The 16,167-nt window shown below is 69.6% G+C and carries 17 protein-coding genes; 11 read left to right on the forward strand and 6 right to left on the reverse strand.

Annotated features, from left to right (window positions below):
* Positions 1-87 precede the first annotated feature (87 nt).
* The 5 genes from L1066_RS22145 (at position 88) to L1066_RS22165 (ending at position 5,880) form a co-directional block, all read left to right on the forward strand.
* Positions 88-891, forward strand: coding sequence for an esterase/lipase family protein (locus tag L1066_RS22145; protein ID WP_235738552.1), 804 nt, complete (start codon positions 88-90; stop codon positions 889-891).
* A gap of 42 nt (positions 892-933) precedes the next feature.
* Positions 934-1,842, forward strand: coding sequence for an alpha/beta fold hydrolase (locus L1066_RS22150; RefSeq protein WP_235738553.1), 909 nt, complete (start codon positions 934-936; stop codon positions 1,840-1,842).
* Between the two features lie 582 nt (positions 1,843-2,424).
* The gene (locus tag L1066_RS22155; protein ID WP_235738554.1) at positions 2,425-3,711 is read left to right on the forward strand and encodes a hypothetical protein; all 1,287 of its coding nucleotides are present in this window, start codon (positions 2,425-2,427) and stop codon (positions 3,709-3,711) included.
* A gap of 262 nt (positions 3,712-3,973) precedes the next feature.
* A complete protein-coding gene (locus L1066_RS22160; protein WP_235738555.1) occupies positions 3,974-5,017 on the forward strand; it encodes a CobW family GTP-binding protein in 1,044 nt (347 codons plus the stop codon).
* Between the two features lie 80 nt (positions 5,018-5,097).
* On the forward strand, positions 5,098-5,880 hold the full coding sequence (locus L1066_RS22165) for a DUF2470 domain-containing protein (protein ID WP_235738556.1): 783 nt from the start codon (positions 5,098-5,100) through the stop codon (positions 5,878-5,880).
* Positions 5,881-5,945: 65 nt separating this feature from the next.
* On the opposite strand, the gene L1066_RS22170 is transcribed toward L1066_RS22165, so the two are convergent.
* The 5 genes from L1066_RS22170 to L1066_RS22185 are packed head-to-tail and all read right to left on the reverse strand — an operon-like array spanning position 5,946 to position 9,135.
* Positions 5,946-6,776: an HAD family hydrolase gene (locus tag L1066_RS22170; protein WP_235738557.1), complete on the reverse strand. Its 831-nt coding sequence runs from the start codon at positions 6,774-6,776 to the stop codon at positions 5,946-5,948.
* A 56-nt stretch (positions 6,777-6,832) separates the two neighbouring features.
* On the reverse strand, positions 6,833-7,438 hold the full coding sequence (locus L1066_RS28105; RefSeq protein ID WP_312008543.1) for an NAD(P)/FAD-dependent oxidoreductase: 606 nt from the start codon (positions 7,436-7,438) through the stop codon (positions 6,833-6,835).
* Positions 7,336-7,917, reverse strand: a complete 582-nt coding sequence (locus L1066_RS28110) for an FAD-dependent oxidoreductase (RefSeq protein WP_312008545.1) — start codon at positions 7,915-7,917, stop codon at positions 7,336-7,338. Before L1066_RS28110 ends, L1066_RS28105 begins: the two co-directional genes overlap by 103 nt.
* Before the next feature lie 6 nt (positions 7,918-7,923).
* A complete protein-coding gene (locus L1066_RS22180) occupies positions 7,924-8,706 on the reverse strand; it encodes a DUF1707 SHOCT-like domain-containing protein (RefSeq protein WP_235738558.1) in 783 nt (260 codons plus the stop codon).
* A 48-nt stretch (positions 8,707-8,754) separates the two neighbouring features.
* Positions 8,755-9,135, reverse strand: a complete 381-nt coding sequence (locus L1066_RS22185) for a hypothetical protein (protein WP_235738559.1) — start codon at positions 9,133-9,135, stop codon at positions 8,755-8,757.
* A 9-nt stretch (positions 9,136-9,144) separates the two neighbouring features.
* On the opposite strand from L1066_RS22185, the gene L1066_RS22190 reads away from it, so the two are divergent.
* The 6 genes from L1066_RS22190 (at position 9,145) to L1066_RS22215 (ending at position 14,258) form a co-directional block, all read left to right on the forward strand.
* Positions 9,145-10,239 carry a hypothetical protein gene (locus L1066_RS22190; RefSeq protein ID WP_235738560.1) on the forward strand — a complete coding sequence of 365 codons (1,095 nt, stop codon included), beginning with the start codon at positions 9,145-9,147 and terminating at the stop codon, positions 10,237-10,239.
* A 28-nt stretch (positions 10,240-10,267) separates the two neighbouring features.
* Positions 10,268-11,995 (forward strand): fumarate hydratase, encoded by a 1,728-nt coding sequence (locus L1066_RS22195; protein ID WP_312008547.1) that lies wholly within the window; start codon positions 10,268-10,270, stop codon positions 11,993-11,995.
* Positions 11,996-12,237: 242 nt separating this feature from the next.
* Positions 12,238-12,927 (forward strand): DUF642 domain-containing protein, encoded by a 690-nt coding sequence (locus L1066_RS22200; RefSeq protein WP_235738561.1) that lies wholly within the window; start codon positions 12,238-12,240, stop codon positions 12,925-12,927.
* Between the two features lie 65 nt (positions 12,928-12,992).
* Complete coding sequence (locus tag L1066_RS22205; protein ID WP_235738562.1) at positions 12,993-13,703, forward strand: DUF642 domain-containing protein; 711 nt, start codon at positions 12,993-12,995, stop codon at positions 13,701-13,703.
* A 10-nt stretch (positions 13,704-13,713) separates the two neighbouring features.
* Complete coding sequence (locus L1066_RS22210) at positions 13,714-14,124, forward strand: exosortase/archaeosortase family protein (protein ID WP_235738563.1); 411 nt, start codon at positions 13,714-13,716, stop codon at positions 14,122-14,124.
* Complete coding sequence (locus L1066_RS22215; RefSeq protein WP_235738564.1) at positions 14,109-14,258, forward strand: hypothetical protein; 150 nt, start codon at positions 14,109-14,111, stop codon at positions 14,256-14,258. Before L1066_RS22210 ends, L1066_RS22215 begins: the two co-directional genes overlap by 16 nt.
* A 12-nt stretch (positions 14,259-14,270) precedes the next feature.
* Here the strand turns inward: L1066_RS22215 and L1066_RS22220 are convergent, their stop codons facing one another.
* Positions 14,271-16,166: an ATP-binding protein gene (locus tag L1066_RS22220; RefSeq protein WP_235738565.1), complete on the reverse strand. Its 1,896-nt coding sequence runs from the start codon at positions 16,164-16,166 to the stop codon at positions 14,271-14,273.
* Between the last annotated feature and the right edge of the window lies 1 nt (position 16,167).

The following is a 16,167-nucleotide window of genomic DNA, read 5'->3' on the forward strand; positions in this document are numbered from 1 at the left end:
TAGCGACGAGGAGGTTGGGATCCGGTTGGTTGCCGGACTTCGTCGCAGTTGCCGCGATCTGCGAAGCCCCGGCCCTACCGTGTGACCATGGCCATACGAGAGCGGTCCGCGCTGGCGGGGTTCTTGTCCCCCGCCGGATTCGAGCAGCCGCGAATGCGCGATCTCGTCAAGGAATGGACCCTGCTCCCCGAGGCCGGACGGGCCGTGGCACGAGTGCTCACCGACGGCGCTCCCAGCCAGGAGGGGGCGGACCAGCCGGTGCTGCTGGTTCCCGGATTCCTCACCGGCGACTACAGCCTGCTGCTGATGGCGTCCACGTTGCGCCGCCGCGGCTATCGCACCTATCCGGCCAGACTCACCAGCAACACCGGATGCCTCACCGCCACCGCGGACATGCTCGAACAGCGACTCGAGGCGATTGCGCAACGGCGCGGCAGCAGGGTCCACATCGTCGGCCACAGTCTCGGAGGGATGCTTGCGCGGGGCCTCGTCGTACGGCGGCCCGACCTGGTCGCAGGCATCGTCACCCTGGGCAGCCCCACGATGGCGCCGGGGTGTGCGCACCCTCTGCTGCTCGGTGCAGCCGAGATCCTGATGCACCTGAGCCGACTCGGCGTCCCGGGCCTGATGTCGGAGTCGTGCCTGGCTGGCGACTGTGCCCGGCAGGCTTGGGAGGAGGCGCGGGCCCCGATGCCCGTCGGTGTCGACTTCGCCTGCCTCTACTCCTACGGCGACGGTTTCGTGCATGCGCGCTCGTGCATCGACCCCGAAGGACTGCCGATCGAGGTGATCGCCAGCCACATCGGCATGGCGATCGATCCGCGGGTGGCTGACACGGTGCTCTCGGTGCTGCGTCATCAGCAGAATGTCCCGCTCCCCCATTCGGCCTGATCTCGCCTCAGCGGCTACTCGGATTGGGACGGGTGGGGTTTGATGGAGCGCATGATCTCCGAGGAGCTCCGTGCACCCGTCGCCGACGGGATCGACTTGGCCTACCAGACCTTCGGCGACCCCGACGGGGAGCCGCTGCTGCTCGTGATGGGCCTCGGCGGACCGATGAACTGGTGGGACTCCGGATTCTGCGGAGAACTGGCGGATCGTGGGTTCTTCGTCATCCGCTACGACAACCGCGACACGGGCCACTCCAGCCGCGTCGAGCAGTACGTCTCCCGTGCCGACCTCCTCAGGGCCTTCGTCGGCCGACCGGCGCAGGCGCCGTACGACATCGGCGACCTGGCCGACGACGGCTTCGCGCTGCTCGACCACCTGGGCATCGGCTCGGCGCACCTCGTGGGCATCTCCATGGGCGGGATGATCGTGCAGACGATGACTCTCGCGCGTCCCGATCGGGTGCGGTCGTTGACGTCCATCATGTCGAGCACCGGCGAGCGCCGGGTCGGGTGGCAGCACCCGACCCTGCTGCCCAGGCTGATCGCCAAGCGGGCAAGCGACTTCGATGCCTACGTGGAGAGTTCGATCATGTGGGGAGGAGTGATCGGTTCGCCCGGCTATCCCGAGACGGAGGAGAAGGCCCGCGCCCGCGCCCGCGAGACCTTCGAACGCGGCCTCAACCCGGCAGGCGTGCTCCGCCACATGATGGCGGTCCTGACCCAACCGAACCGTACGGCGGCCCTCGCCTCGGTCACGGCTCCCACCCTCGTGATCCACGGGACCAGCGACAAGATGGTCAACGTGTCGGGCGGGCGGGCGACCGCGGCAGCCGTGCCCGGATCAGAACTGCTGCTGATCACTGACATGGGCCACAACCTGCCCGTGGAGTTGTGGCCGTTGATCACACGTGCGATCCGCCGCAATGCCGACCGCGGCGCGATCCACCGCTGACGCTCGGAGGGTCGGAGGGCCGGGTCGCCCCGCTGTCGGGGTGGTGGGGTCGGTGCTGTTCGGGAGGCTGGGGTCCGGTGCGCGGGTACGGGTTGTCGTCCCCGGCTGGGGGCGGCGGTGTCGGGGGTCCTTGCCAACCTGACTTCACCAGCCCAGCCACCCGGCCCCGGGGGTTCGACAAGACCACGGTGTCGGAGCCTCCTGAAACACTGACCACACCACGCCAACCACCCGCCGTCGGAACAGGTGAGGAGCAGCGAAGATGACCGGCATCTCAGCAGACACCCCAGCAGTCGACCTGCTGCAGGCTGCCGCCGAAACACTGCACCGACGCCGGCTCGAGGAAGTCGCCGAACTCGAAGTGCTCGCAGCCTGGGCTGACGTCCACTCCGGCGACGGACCTGGGTCCGGTCCGTTGATCCACCCCGGCGGGCAAGGAACACCCGGGGTGCAAGACCACGCCATGGGCGAGATCGCCCTGGCCCGCCACACCGGCGTGATGGCCACCATCAACGCCACCGCCGACGTGTTGGACCTACGCCACCGACTCCCGTCGACCTGGGCCAAACCAAGGCTGGTGTCGTGGACGTGTGGGTGGTCCGCAAGATCGCCCGCCTCACCCGCCACCTCCCCCACACAGCAGTCGGACTGGTCGACACCGCCATCGCCCCCATCCTGGAGCGCGAAGGCACCGGACGGATCCTCGACATCACCGCCGCCAAGATCATCGAAGCCGACCCCGACCTCCACAACACCCGCGTCGAAACCGAGAAGCAACGCCGCTACCTGTCCGTGGGACCCAGCGACGAACACGGCCTACGCACGTTGATCGCCCGCCTCGAGGCCGGGGACGCCACCTATGTGGAGGCCACCGTGGCCCGAGTCGCCGACATCCTCAAAACCCGCCACGACGACCACACCCCCGGGGAACTACGAGCCAAAGCACTCGGCTACCTCGCCCGCCCCGCCGAACTATTGGCGTTGCTGACCGCGAACACCGACCCCCACGGCAACCTCGACCCCCACCTCCCCCACGACCCCTGGAACCCCGCACCGCCCACCGGACCCGAACCCACCGGACGCGACAACGACTGTGAAGCCGAGCCCACCGACACAGGTGCAGGCGCAGGCGACAGTGCAGGTGCAGGTGCTCCGAGCGGCGACCAGCATGACCACAGCAGCCAGCAGCGGCCGTTGAACAAGGCGATCGCGTTCCCCACCGACCTCCTCCACCGACTCACCGAGGTCGACTGGAGCATCCTGCGGCCCAAGCACACCCTCTACGTCCACCTCCACGAAACAGCCCTGCACGGCACCGTCGGCGTCGCGAGGGTCGAAGGGCTGGGCGCGATGACCCTGGCCCAATTGCAAGGCCTCCTCGCCGGAGCAACCGTGGTGGTGAAACCGGTGATCGACCTCCACGACAAGATCCGCGCCACCGCCTACGAACACCCCGAGTCGTTGAAGGAGCGGGTGCACCTCACCACCGGCGGCGACTACTGGCCCTGGGCCAACTCCACCAACAGACACCTCGACTACGACCACGTCCACCCCTACCAACCCGAAGGGGGTGACGGGCAGACCGGGACCAACAACTCCGGCCCCCTCGGCAGGCGCCACCACCGCTACAAAACCCACGCCGGCTACCGGGCCACACAGACCGGACCCGGCGAATACGTGTGGACCACACCCCACCACCAGGCATTCCTGGTCGACCACACCGGATCACGGCAGATCGACCCCGAGGTCGCTGAGGCACTCATCAACCGACCCCGATGGCACGAGCAGGCACCCCGGCCGCCAGCCCACGCACCGCCACCCGACAACGCACCACCCGACCCCCTCAACCCCTTCAACCACGCAGCCTGACCGGGCCACCGGAGGCGGGTCTCGACAAGCTCGACCAACGACAGCGGGCTCGAGCAACAGCGCACGGCGGGGTCTCGACAGGCTCGACCAACGGCAGGGCGACCTGGTCTCGACAAGCTCGACCAACGACTGCGGACTCGGGAACTGGGGGTGGGGCGGAGGGGCGCGGGGCACCTGAGAGACTGAGAACAGTTCTCATTATGTGCACCACTTGGGAGCCAGTGCGTGCACGCATTCACAGACCTCGCGGGAGGAGCAGCACGTGTCAACGTCTTCACCACGCGAGACCACCCCGGGGATCCACCGTGCAACGGTGCCCGTGATCGCACTCACCGGGCACCTCGGCGCCGGCAAGACGACCCTGCTCAACCACCTGCTACGCCAGCCCGGCGCGAGGATCGGCGTCGTCATCAACGATTTCGGTGAGATCAACGTCGACGCCGGCCTCGTCACGGGCCAGATCGACGATCCCGCCTCGATCGCCGGTGGCTGCCTGTGCTGCCTCGAGGATGCCGCCGGGCTCGACGAGGCCCTCGCCAAGCTCACCCATCCCCGCCTGGCCCTGGACGCCGTGGTGGTGGAGGCGAGCGGTATCGCCGAGCCCGGCGCCCTCGCGAAGATGATCCGCTACAGCGAGGTCGATCGCGTTCGTTCCGGCGGCGTCGTCGACGTCGTCGATGCCCTCAACTACTTCGAGACCATCGACGACGGCGGCGTCGCGCCCGCGCGCTTCGAGATCGCCTCCCTGGTCGTGCTCAACCGCTGCGACCAACTGGATCCGACCACCCGCGCGGAGACCCTCGACCGCATCGAGGCGCGCATCAGGGAGCGCAACGACCGGGCACTCGTGGTGCGTACCTCGCGAGGCAGGATCGACCCCCAACTCGTCTATGACGTCGCCTCCGCCGACGACCCCGAGGACGAGCTCCCGATCGCTGCACTCCTGCGCGAGGCCGGCCCCGACCCACGGCACCAGCACGCGCACGCAGTGACGTCCCGGGGTGAGGGAGCTGTCGACGCCGACGCCATCGCCCGCCTCCTCGAAGACCCGCCCACCGGCGTGTATCGCATCAAGGGCACTGTTGCCGTGAACACCGACCGCGGGTTGCGCGGCTTCTCGGTGCACCTCGCAGGCCGTTCGACCCACGTGAGCAAGCAGCGGATCGACACGCCGGTCAGCGAGCTCGTCGCGATCGGCCTCGAACTGGACGCAGATCTCGTCCGCGAGCGACTCGAGCAAGCACTGCGACCCAGCGCCGAGCCGGACGCCCGCGGCCTCCGGCGCCTGCTCCAGCACCGCGCCTGACGCTTCTCGTTCGACAAACGCTCCCGAAAGGTGGGACGCCCTCTTGGCGCGCAACCATCCTTTGGTTAGGCTTGCCTAATATGAGCATCCTTCGCAGCCGCACCGCCCCGCAGCTCGCTGTCCTGCACCCAGCCGAGCGGGTCCGCAGCATCCTGGCGACCACGAGCGACCTGCGCGTCGGCGTGCTCAACCTGGCGGTCGACGTACCCCGTCACGCAATGTCCGGAGACGGCAGCCTGCTCTTCCTCCCCGGCCCCGACTCTCCCGAGCGGGTGTTCTCGGTGGCGCCCAACCTTCCGGCGCAGACCGTGCAGGTCACTGCCACCGACCTCGCGCCGGTCGCCCACCCCGACCGGGTGCGCGGCAGGATCCAGATGACCGGCAAGCTCGGGGTCTTCGGCAAGCCGCTGCCGGCGGGCGCGCTCGACCACCTGACCCCGCCCGGGGCCGACCCGGTCACCGACCCGGTGCTGCGCTTCGTCCCGCAACGGATCAGCCTCACGTGGACCTGCGAGCAGACCGGGGACCCGCGTCCCGTCGACGTCGACCTGACCGACTACCGGGAGGCCTTCCCCGACCCGCTCGTCGGGCTGGAGGTCGACTGGCTCAACCACATGCACCGCGACCACCCCCAGGCGTTGCGCACCTTGGCGAGCCACCTCGCACCCGGTCTGCAACCCGACGCGGTGCGTCCGATGTCGCTGGACCGCTTCGGTCTGGTGATTCGCATCGAGGAGGGGCGCAGCACGCACGACGTACGAATGAACTTCGCCGAGCCGGTGCGCTGCGGCTGCGAGGTGCGCGACGCGTTCTCCGACATGCTCCACCGCGCTGACCCGGACAGCGCCGCCGACGTCTGCTGACGTCCCCAGACGCTCGGCGGGGGCTGGGCCCGCAACACCCCTGCCCCTGCCGAGCACGTCCTTGATCACTCTCGGCGGAGTACCCCGCCGCCGGCAACGAGCTTCTCGAGCACGAGCGCGACGCCATCCTCGGCGTTGCTGGCCGTGACCTCGGCGGCGACGGCCCGCACCTCCGGCGCAGCGTTGGCCACCGCGACACCGTGCCCTGCCCACGCCACCATCTCGACGTCATTGGGCGCATCGCCGAAGGCCAGCACCTCGTCGCGTCCGATCCCCAACTCGGCGCAGAGTCGCTCCAGGCCCGTCGCCTTGCTGACGCCCTCGGGCATCACCTCGACGAACGGCGCACCGGAATGGGTCACGCCGAACCCCGTCAGACCGAGTCCACGTACGACGTCCAGCACCTCGGGAACCGACACCTGCGGGTGGCGCACGATGAACTTCAGGCTCGGCTCCGCCAGCACGGTCGCGATGGGGTGTCCGCCCATCGTCTCCGGGGCTCGCTTGTGGTCGCGTAGATCGGCGATGTCGCCGTAGCCGTGCACCGGCACGAAGACCTCGCCCCCGTCGCGGACACTCACGTAGAGGCTGCCCGGCAGTGCCTCCGCGAGCGCCTCCACGAGCGCCGTCTGCGCTGCGACGCTCACCTCTGCCTCATGCAGTCGTGTGCCCGTCGCGAGGTCGATCACCAACCCACCGTTGCTGCACACCGCCCAGGACCTGAAGCCAGCCTCCTCGGCCAGGTCGCGCAGGCCCACCGGCTGCCGCGCGGTCACGGGCACGACCGGGATGCCGAGCGCGCGGACGGCGTCCACGGCGGCTCGGGTGCGCGGACTGACCGAGAGGTCGTCACGCAGGAAGGTGCCGTCGAGATCGGTGGCCACGAGCTTGAACACGCCCTCGAGGTTAGGCCCCGAGGAACCGATGCACGACGTCGGCCCGATCACCCGGGTCAGCCGGTCGCGTCCTGTTCCTCACGCAGCAGCGTGACCAGCGCCCGTGCGGCGGCACGCCCGGCCCGATTGGCACCTATCGTGCTGGCGCTGGGCCCGTAGCCGACCAGGTGGACCCGCGGGTCCACTGCCGCCGCGGTGGGAGTCTGACCGGAGCCCGGCGTGCGCACCAGCTCGATGCCGCCTTGCGGGCTGCGCAGGCGCAGCGGGGCGAGGTGGCGCACCGCCGGCCGGAAGCCAGTGGCCCACAAGATCACGTCGACCATCTCGAAGCGACCGTCGTCCCAGCGCACACCCTTGGGCTCGATCGAGCTGAACATGGGGAGACGCTCGTAGGCCCCGAGCTCGGCTGCACGCCGCTCCTGCGGACGCAGGTGCAGCCCGGTCACGCTCACCACACTCTGCGGTGGCAATCCTCGGAGCACTCGCTCCTCGACCAGCTGCACGGCACGGTAACCGTCCTCCCCGTCGAACCGATCGACCCACTTCGGGGAGCGCCGCGTCACCCACACCGTCTCGGTGACCGGCCGGATCTCGCCGAGGAACTGCACCGCGCTGGCGCCACCGCCCACAACGAGTACGCGCTTGCCGCGCAGGTGTTCCACCCCGGGTAGTCGGCGGTGTGGAACTGCTCGCCGCCGAAGGTCTCGATGCCCGGATAGTGCGGCACGAAGGGCCGGTCCCAAGTGCCGGTGGCGTTGACCAGCGATCGGGTGATCCAGTGCTGCTCGTCTCCGTTGCCCGCCACACCGCTGACCTCCAACAGGTCGCCCACGCTCTCGACGCGGTCGACCCGCACCGGTCGCCGTACTTGCAGGTCCTGCCGGCGCTCGTAGTCGGCGAAGTAGCCGGGCACCACCCGGTTGGCCCGCTCCCGGCTGGTCGGAGGGGCGCTGGCATCGGGCAGGTCGGCAACGCCGTGCACGTCGGCCATCGTGAGCGAGTCCCACCGGTGCTGCCAAGCGCCCCCGGGCGCTTCGTTGGCGTCGAGCACGAGTGTCTCCAGCCCGCGCACCTTGAGATGGTGGGCAGCGGACAACCCGGCCTGACCGGCCCCGACCACGATCACGTCCCACACCTGCATGTCGGATCAACACCTTCGGCACGCGAATTGTGCCCTCCAGGCATCAGGTGTGACCCGTCTGACGCCGACAAGGACGCGAGCGGAGTCAGCTGTGCCCGAGATGTGGCGGCGGATCCGACGGGGGCAGCTGCCCACCCTTGCGCGACCCTCTCCGCGACTCCCCGGCATCCGCCTACGGCTCACCCCGACGGCGCCCATCAGGGCGATCCCCTTCACCCGCACGACCGGGGATGACGCGTCCAACTGTGGCTCGACGCGGTCGCGACCCTGGCTGAAATCACCCATGATGCCGACGCCGTCGACGATCACCTTGGTGTGGGCGTTGACGATCACGTCGATGCCGCTCATCACCGCATTGGCCATGATCACCGTCTCCGGAGCACCGAACACCGCCTGACGCAGGTCGATGGTGACCCCGCCCATCAGTGCGAAGGCCGTGTGCTTCTCCCCCACCAGCCATGCGCCCTTGCGGGTGACACCACCGAAGACACAGATCGACGTGTCGTAGGTCGGGTGGTTGCCAGGCTCGACGACGGCCGCCGGCGGCACCGGCTGCGCCGGCACGCCCACGGCGGCCTCCGGGAGGTCGGACACGATCGGCACCAGGTCGGCATACACCTTCGCGGCGTACGTCGCCTCCAACCGTTCGTCGAGCTCCTCGAAGTCGAGACGCCCCTCACCGGCGGCCCGGCGCAGCACCTCGGCCACCTGATGTCTGTCTGCGTCGCCGATCCGCATCCGGGAGGGGTGGGCCGGATCCTGCGGGACGGGCAGGTCGGAATCGTCCATGCAACGACCCTACGCGTTTCGAGGGATCCCGCGAGGCGCTCGCGACCGTCATGGTCGACACGCGCTCGCGAAATCTCGGTCTCGGAGGCGACCCGCGGAGAGAATCACCGAGGTGATGCGTCGCCTGGTCCTGCCCCTCCTCACGGCTCTGCTGCTCATGGGCTGTTCCCCCGAGTCGAACGACGACGGGGACGTCTTGTCTCCCCTCCCCGGGTCGACCGGACGGCCGGCACCACCGCCGACCGCGATGCCGATCAGGTCGTCGACGTACTGGCTGCGCTCGACCCCTGCGCCTTCCTCGTCTCCGGCGCCGCCCTCGCCGTCCCTGCCACCGTGCAGGCGCTCGCGCCACATGCCTGCCAGACCGAGGGCCCGGGCGCCGTGCGCATCCAGCTCCTTGACCGCTTCTCCTCCGACCAACGTCTGCACGCAGAGCGCATGGAGATCGATGGGAAGACCGCCTACCGACGAACGGATCCAGGATCCTGCCGGGTCTGGCTTCCCGTCACCCAGACCTTCGCAGTCCGGCTGCAGAGCGACGATGCCTGCCCAACGCTCCACCCGTATGCCGAAGCCGCTGTCGAGCTGCTGACCAACCGGCCGGACGACGCGGTCAACGCCGAGCCCAGTGACCGCTTCATCGCCTGCTCACTGCTCGCCCTGGCCCTGGACGACCCATCGGTCGCGGCCGTCGAGGAGCTGGAGTCCCTCGACATCTGCTCGACGCCCACCGGTGGGAAGTTCGAGGTCGAGTACGAACCACGACCCGCGATGGGTCGGGAGATCGCCGGTACGCCCGTTGCCGTCCACCGCGACGGTGACTCGTGCTCGGTGGGATGGGTGCTCTCCTCGGCGCCCATCCGGACTCCGTCGGCCCCGACCTCCGTCATGACCGGCACCGTGACCAGCTGGGACGGCTGCGAGGCCGCCGAGGAGTTGGCGGGCCAGGTGATCGGCACGACCGGGACCGAGCGGCTCCGCGCACCGGACGTGTCAGCGGTGCGCGGCCTGCTCTACGTGGCTGCCGAGTCGGACACGGCTGCAGTCGGTGCCTGTCGCGAGATCGAGGATCCCGAGAGCCACGTCTGCCTCCCCGCCGGCCGAGCCGAGGCGCCGGGGGCCGGCCGCGAGCTCATCCGTGAGGGCGAGGCCGACCCCGACCTGGTCTGTGCGGCTGCCGGGCCAATCGTCCGTGAGCAGCTCGGGACCCCCTGGCGTCCGGTCACCCAGACCGTACTTCCGGCAACGACACCCGAGGAGATCGCCGAAGCGCCGACCCAGTGCACCTTCGTGGGCAACGACGGTGAGGTCTTCGAGGTCGCACTCTCCACCAAGCCCTTGGGCGCCTCCGACAGCGAGCTGGCAGGGCACTCGGCCAGCACCGATGTCGACCTGCTGCTGGGTCGCGCCGGGTACGTCGTCGCGTGGCACGGGGCCGAGGAGCCCGGCACCCTGACCATCACCTCGTCCATGTCGAGACTGGTCGAGGACGAGGGACTGACGAGCGCGCTGGTCACCCGCTTCCTCGGGTGAGCGGAGGGGCGGCGTACTCTCTTGCGTCGTGAGCACCGCTGCATCCGGACCCGAGTTCCGCTACTCCGACCTGTTGCCCACCCCCGGCTCGAACGGCGCCGACGAGACGCCGTACCGGCTGGTCACGACCGAGGGTGTGAGCACCTTCGAGGTCGCTGCAGAGGACGGCACGAGCCAGACCTTCCTCAAGGTGGCGCCGGAGGCGATCCAACGCCTCACCTCCGAGGCGATGCACGACATCAGCCACTACCTGCGTCCCGGCCACCTGGCCCAGCTGCGCAAGATCATCGACGACCCCGAGGCGAGTGGCAACGACCGCTTCGTGGCGCTCGACCTCCTCAAGAACGTCAACATCTCCGCGGGCGGCGTGCTGCCGATGTGCCAGGACACCGGCACCGCGATCGTGATGGGCAAGAAGTCCGAGGGCGTCATCACCGGCGTCGACGACGGCGAGTGGATCAGCAAGGGCGTGTACGACGCCTACACCAAGCTCAACCTGCGGTATTCGCAGCTCGCTCCGCTGAACGTCTACGAGGAGAAGAACACCGGCACCAACCTGCCGGCGCAGATCGAGCTCTACTCGACGCCGCAGAGCAGCGGCAAGCCCGAGTACAAGTTCCTCTTCATGGCCAAAGGCGGCGGCTCGGCCAACAAGTCCTTCCTCTTCCAGGAGACGAAGGCCGTGCTCAATCCGAAGCGGATGCTGGAGTTCCTCGACGAGAAGATCCGCAGCCTCGGCACCGCCGCCTGCCCGCCCTACCATCTGGCCGTGGTCATCGGCGGCACCTCCGCCGAGTTCGCGCTGAAGACCGCGAAGTACGCCTCCGCGCACTACCTCGACGACCTGCCGACCGAGGGTTCGATGAGCGCTCACGGCTTCCGCGACCTGGAGTTGGAGGAGGAGGTCTTCAAGCTGACCCAGTCCTTCGGCATCGGCGCGCAGTTCGGCGGCAAGTACTTCTGCCACGACGTGCGCGTGGTGCGGCTGCCGCGCCACGGCGCCTCCTGCCCGGTCGCCATCGCGGTGTCCTGCTCCGCCGACCGGCAGGCGCTGGGCAAGATCACCCCCGAGGGAGTGTTCCTCGAGCAGTTGGAGACCGACCCCGCGCAGTACATGCCCGACGCCGGCACCGCCGACGACATCTCCGGCGGTGAGGTCGTCAAGATCGACCTCAACCAGCCGATGGACGAGATCCTCGCCGAGCTCAGCAAGCACCCGGTGAAGACCCGACTGTCGCTGACCGGCCCCTTGGTCGTGGCCCGCGACATCGCGCACGCCAAGATCAAGGAGCGCCTCGACGCCGGCGAGGAGATGCCCGACTACCTCAAGAACCACCCCGTCTACTACGCCGGCCCGGCCAAGACCCCCGAGGGCATGGCCTCGGGCTCCTTCGGCCCGACCACGGCCGGGCGCATGGACTCCTACGTCGAGCAGTTCCAGGCGGCCGGCGGCTCGATGGTGATGCTCGCCAAGGGCAACCGTTCCAAGGTCGTCACCGAGGCCTGCAACAGCCACGGCGGCTTCTACCTCGGCTCCATCGGCGGCCCCGCCGCCCGGCTCGCCCTCGACTGCATCAAGAGCCAAGAGGTCATCGAGTACCCCGAGCTCGGCATGGAGGCGATCTGGAAGATCGAGGTCGAGGACTTCCCTGCCTTCATCGTGGTCGACGACAAGGGCAACGACTTCTTCACCGACCCCGGCGGCTCGGTGACCGTGCCGATCACCGGCATCCGAGTGCGCTCGCGGGAGCGCTGACCGCAGCACCTCGCGAACTCCGAACGCCCTGCCCGGCACTGCCGGGCAGGGCGTTCGGCATTTCACGGCCCCGCCGCCAACCCGGTCACAGGCGGGCGTGACCGAGGCGCGCACGCCTGTGATCGGCGTGTGACGGGCCCGGCCCGGCCGGCGACGACAGTGCCTGAGGCAGCACAGGTCTGCCCGTGGTCGTGGCTGCCGGCACGCCGGCCGCCGGACCGGTCCCCTCTGAAGGAGCACTGATGAACAGCAGCACCCGACGACGACTCGGCGTGATCGGATCAGCCTGCGTGCTGCTCCTGCTCGGTCTCGCACTCCCCGCCCAGGCCGACGGACCCAACCTCGTGACCAACGGTGACTTCGCGGACCCCGTGGTGACCACCAGCCAGCGGTTGTCGACGCTGCCCGGCTGGACGCTGATCGATGACGACGCCGAGGTCATCAGCGGAGACTTCTTCTCCGTACCGGCCGGCTCCGCCGCCGGCGCCCAACTGCTGGACCTGAACACCAACACCAACACCTCGATCGAGCAGTCGGTGCCCACGGTCGCCGGCCACACCTACCAGCTGACCTTCCACATGGCAGGCAACCCGACACGCAATGGCGTGGTCGACGGCACCTTGTCGGTCGACCGGAGCGTCGTGCAGACGCTCAGCTTCGACACCACCGGCCACACCCGATCCGATCTCGGGTGGGTGAGCGTCAACCACACCTTCACGGCGACGTCCGACAGCACGGCGATCAACTTCCAGAGCACCACGCCCGGCGGTTCCGGACTGCTGCTCACCAACATCGCCGTGGTCGACCTCGATCCCGACGGCGTCCCGATGGCCGACAGCTCCATCGCTCTCCTCGCCGGCGGCGCCGTCGTCGTCGCGGCCGGTGCTGGTGCGGTCGTCGTCGTACGCCGCCGTCAGCGCCAGCTGGCCTGACCCCATCGTCGGGGCGCCGACGCCCCGGACGGCATCACTCCACCACATCACTCATCGGAGGCATCATGATCAGCACCACCCTTCGCCGCCTCGGCGCCCTCGGCGCCGCGTCCGCCGTCCTCTCCCTCAGCATGGCCATGCCTGCGCAGGCGGCAGACGGCCCGAACATCGTCGCGAACGGCAACTTCGCAGCTCCTGCGGTCACCCAGTCGAGGGCACTCGGCCCGGGCGAACTGCCGGGCTGGACCATCGCGACCACCGCCGAGATCGATCCTGCCAGCATCATCGTCGTGCCCGCCTCCTCACAGCCCGGCACCCAGTCGAGCGACCTCAACGAGACCGGGCCGAGCACCATCTCCCAGGTCCTGCCGACCGAGGCTGGCAAGGTCTACAAGCTGCAGTTCAACTATGCGGGCAACCCCGGCTACGACGGGTTGTCGCAGCCGACAGTCAAGACCGCCGAGGTCACCGTCGGCTCGTACGTCGGCCAACTGAGCTTCGACACCACGGGCCGTACCCACGGCGCCATGGGGTGGACCTCGTCGGACCACAGTTGGACCGCCACGGGACCGACCACGCTCACCTTCTCGGGGACGAGCGCTGGGAACTTCGGCATCGTGATCACCAACGTGGCCGTGACCGAGGTCATCCCCGACGGCGTGCCCATGGCTGACGACGACGTCGCCCTGATGGCCGGTGGCGCCGCAGTCGTCCTCGTCGCCGGGATCGGTGCCGTCGTGCTGCTCCGACGCCGCAGCACCGCGATCGCGGCCTGAGGCGGGGCCCATGTCTGTCGTGACGACAAGTCGGACCGCGCCGCTGCGGCGCTGGACAGCCCCGGCAGTCCGGCTTGCCGTCGCGGCAGCCCTCCTCGCCGCTGCCGCGCTGGTGTGGCTGGAACGTACGGCGTACCGCGGCTGGGAGGCATGGGGCGCCGCTGCGCTCACCCAGGTCTCCGGCGGCACCCAGGTGCTGGTCAGCCGGGACCGGGCGAGCTGGTTCATCGGCACCGACACCCCGGAGGTCTTCGGCCTGACGGTCACCAGCGAGTGCACGTCCGCGATGATCACGCTCAGCCTGTTGTCCGTGACGGCCGTGCTCGTGCTGGCCTCCCGGATCCGGCTGAGCACGCTGACCACGGCAGTGACGCTGGCGGCGGGGGCTTCTTCGCCCTCAACCTCGTGCGCCTCACCGTGATCGCCCTCGCCACGAGGCAGTGGCCGGAGAGTGGCTTCCACTGGTCCCACGTCTGGGCCGGCACGTTCGTGACGGTCTTCGGCGGGGTCGCCGTCTGCGGCGTCTACCTCATGGTGCTGCTGCGGCGACGCTGATCACCAGCGGGCTCATCCGGGATGGAACGGCGACTCAGGTGGCCAGGTGCGGTTGGCCAGGTCCGGGACACCCTGCTCAGCGGCCATCGTGGCCGCGACCGTGTGGTGCTCCACCGCGTGCGCACGGTCGCGGCCCCGGTCGCGGTGCCACAGGCACGCGGCCAGGTACCAATGGTTGCGGGCCTCGAAGGTCGTCGACCCGACGGCGCGGTGCTCGTCCAGACCGAGGCGGTAGTAGCGGATCGCCTCGTCCAGGTCTCCGTCGAACGCGGCGAACCTGCCGAGGTGGAAGTTGACGCTCCCCCAGTACTGCGCCACGTAGAACAGCACATGCTCCCCGGCCCACGGAGTGAGTTCGCGTCGCGCGATCTGGATGCCCTTCGCGTGTCCCAACCACAAGCAGGCGTTGGCGAAACCGATCACCGAGCTGTGCAGGTCGCGCGAGGGCACGATGCCCTCCTCGAACTCGTCTCCCAGCAGATCGCAGTGCCGGGTCGCCTCGGCGCGGTCGCCGATCATGATCTGCATCAACGCGTTCACGGTGCGCATGATCGGTCGCCGTGCTGTGTAGACGGGCCGGTTGGCCGATGCCAAGCGGCCCATCTCCTCCCAGTCGAGGCGCTGCAACGCGATGATGAGCCGCTGGCCGAGCAGTTGCGCCGTGCGCCCCGCGGTCTCGATCGCCGACCCGGAGTGGCTCACGTGCTGCTCGGCTGCATCGGTCAACCGCAACGAACGGTCGAACTGCCCGCTCGCCATCGCGCAGGTGGCACGCCACAGACTGGCCTCCCACCGCGATGCCGCTGTTCCCGGCAACTCCCAGATGCCCGGCGGCTCCTCCGCGAAGGAGCCCGTGCCGGCTGCGACCCGGGAGGCCCACAGGCGCAGCGCCGCTGCCAGCGGGTCGGCGTCCGGCGCCTTGGCGACCTCCGCGGCCAGCTCCAACCGGTTGGGGACGTTCTCCTGCTCCCACAGCAAGGTGAGCACCGCCGTACGCGCGTCGGGGTCACGCTCGACGACCTGCGTTCGCAGCGTCCGGGCCTGGGCGGCCCGATAGATGTGCAGCGCCCGCAGGGACTCGGCGATCAGGTCCCGCTCCTCCGCAGTGCCTGCAGCGGGTCCCTTGAGCAGTACGTCGAGCGCTTCCGCGAGACGGTCCACCGCAGGTTCGTCGACGCGTTCCGTGGCGTAGGTGCGGACCACCCCGAGTGCCCCACGCAGTGCCGTGAGGGGATCGTCCTGCTCCTTGCCCCGCTGGTGCAGCGCGGACATGCAGCGCCGCGCCGCGTCGAGGTCCTCGGCCGCCGTCGCCGCCTGTCCCGCCGCCGCCAGGAGACGCCCGAGCCATACGTCGGGCGGGAACTCAGGGTCCATCACCAAGAAGTCCAGGGCTCGCAACAGGTGCTGCGCCGCCTCGGCGAAGGCCGACTGCCGGGTGGCCGCAGCCCCGGCGGCGTACAACCGCTCCACCACCTCACCGGTGGTGCACACCGGCCAGCCGGCGACGATGTGGTGCGTCAACAGGTCCTCGTGGCGCGGATCCGCGATCGAGAAGCGGGACAGGGCCCGGGCGACCAGCGCGTGCGCGTGGGTCCGGTCCCGCGACCGCATCCGCTGCTGGAGACGATCGCGCACCAACGCGTGCACGAACGTGAAGTCCCGGCTGTCCGCGACCATCGAGACCAGGCCCGACACGTGCGCCTCCTTCAGCGCCTCGGCCACGTCGTGCGGATCGATCTCCAGCGGCGCTTGGGCCACGGCCCCGGTCAGCACCCGACCGTCGAACCGGTGCCCGATGACGGCCGCCACCTCGAGCACCCGCTGGGTGCGCTCAGGGAGCGAGCGCACCCGGGCGTCGAGCACCGCGTCCAAGGTGTCGGGAACGACGACGCTGCCGTCCGGGCGCACC

Source organism: Nocardioides alcanivorans (genome assembly GCF_021555175.1).
GTDB classification, from domain to species: Bacteria; Actinomycetota; Actinomycetes; order Propionibacteriales; family Nocardioidaceae; genus Nocardioides; species Nocardioides alcanivorans.

Coding starts and splice junctions, on each gene's coding strand:
- L1066_RS22145 (WP_235738552.1), top strand. CDS start 88: ATGGCCATACGAGAGCGGTCCGCGCTGGCGGGGTTCTTGTCCCCCGCC.
- L1066_RS22150 (WP_235738553.1), top strand. CDS start 934: ATGGAGCGCATGATCTCCGAGGAGCTCCGTGCACCCGTCGCCGACGGG.
- L1066_RS22165 (WP_235738556.1), top strand. CDS start 5,098: ATGAGCATCCTTCGCAGCCGCACCGCCCCGCAGCTCGCTGTCCTGCAC.
- L1066_RS28110 (WP_312008545.1), bottom strand. CDS start 7,917: ATGCAGGTGTGGGACGTGATCGTGGTCGGGGCCGGTCAGGCCGGGTTG.
- L1066_RS22180 (WP_235738558.1), bottom strand. CDS start 8,706: ATGGACGATTCCGACCTGCCCGTCCCGCAGGATCCGGCCCACCCCTCC.
- L1066_RS22190 (WP_235738560.1), top strand. CDS start 9,145: ATGGAGATCGATGGGAAGACCGCCTACCGACGAACGGATCCAGGATCC.
- L1066_RS22200 (WP_235738561.1), top strand. CDS start 12,238: ATGAACAGCAGCACCCGACGACGACTCGGCGTGATCGGATCAGCCTGC.
- L1066_RS22205 (WP_235738562.1), top strand. CDS start 12,993: ATGATCAGCACCACCCTTCGCCGCCTCGGCGCCCTCGGCGCCGCGTCC.
- L1066_RS22210 (WP_235738563.1), top strand. CDS start 13,714: ATGTCTGTCGTGACGACAAGTCGGACCGCGCCGCTGCGGCGCTGGACA.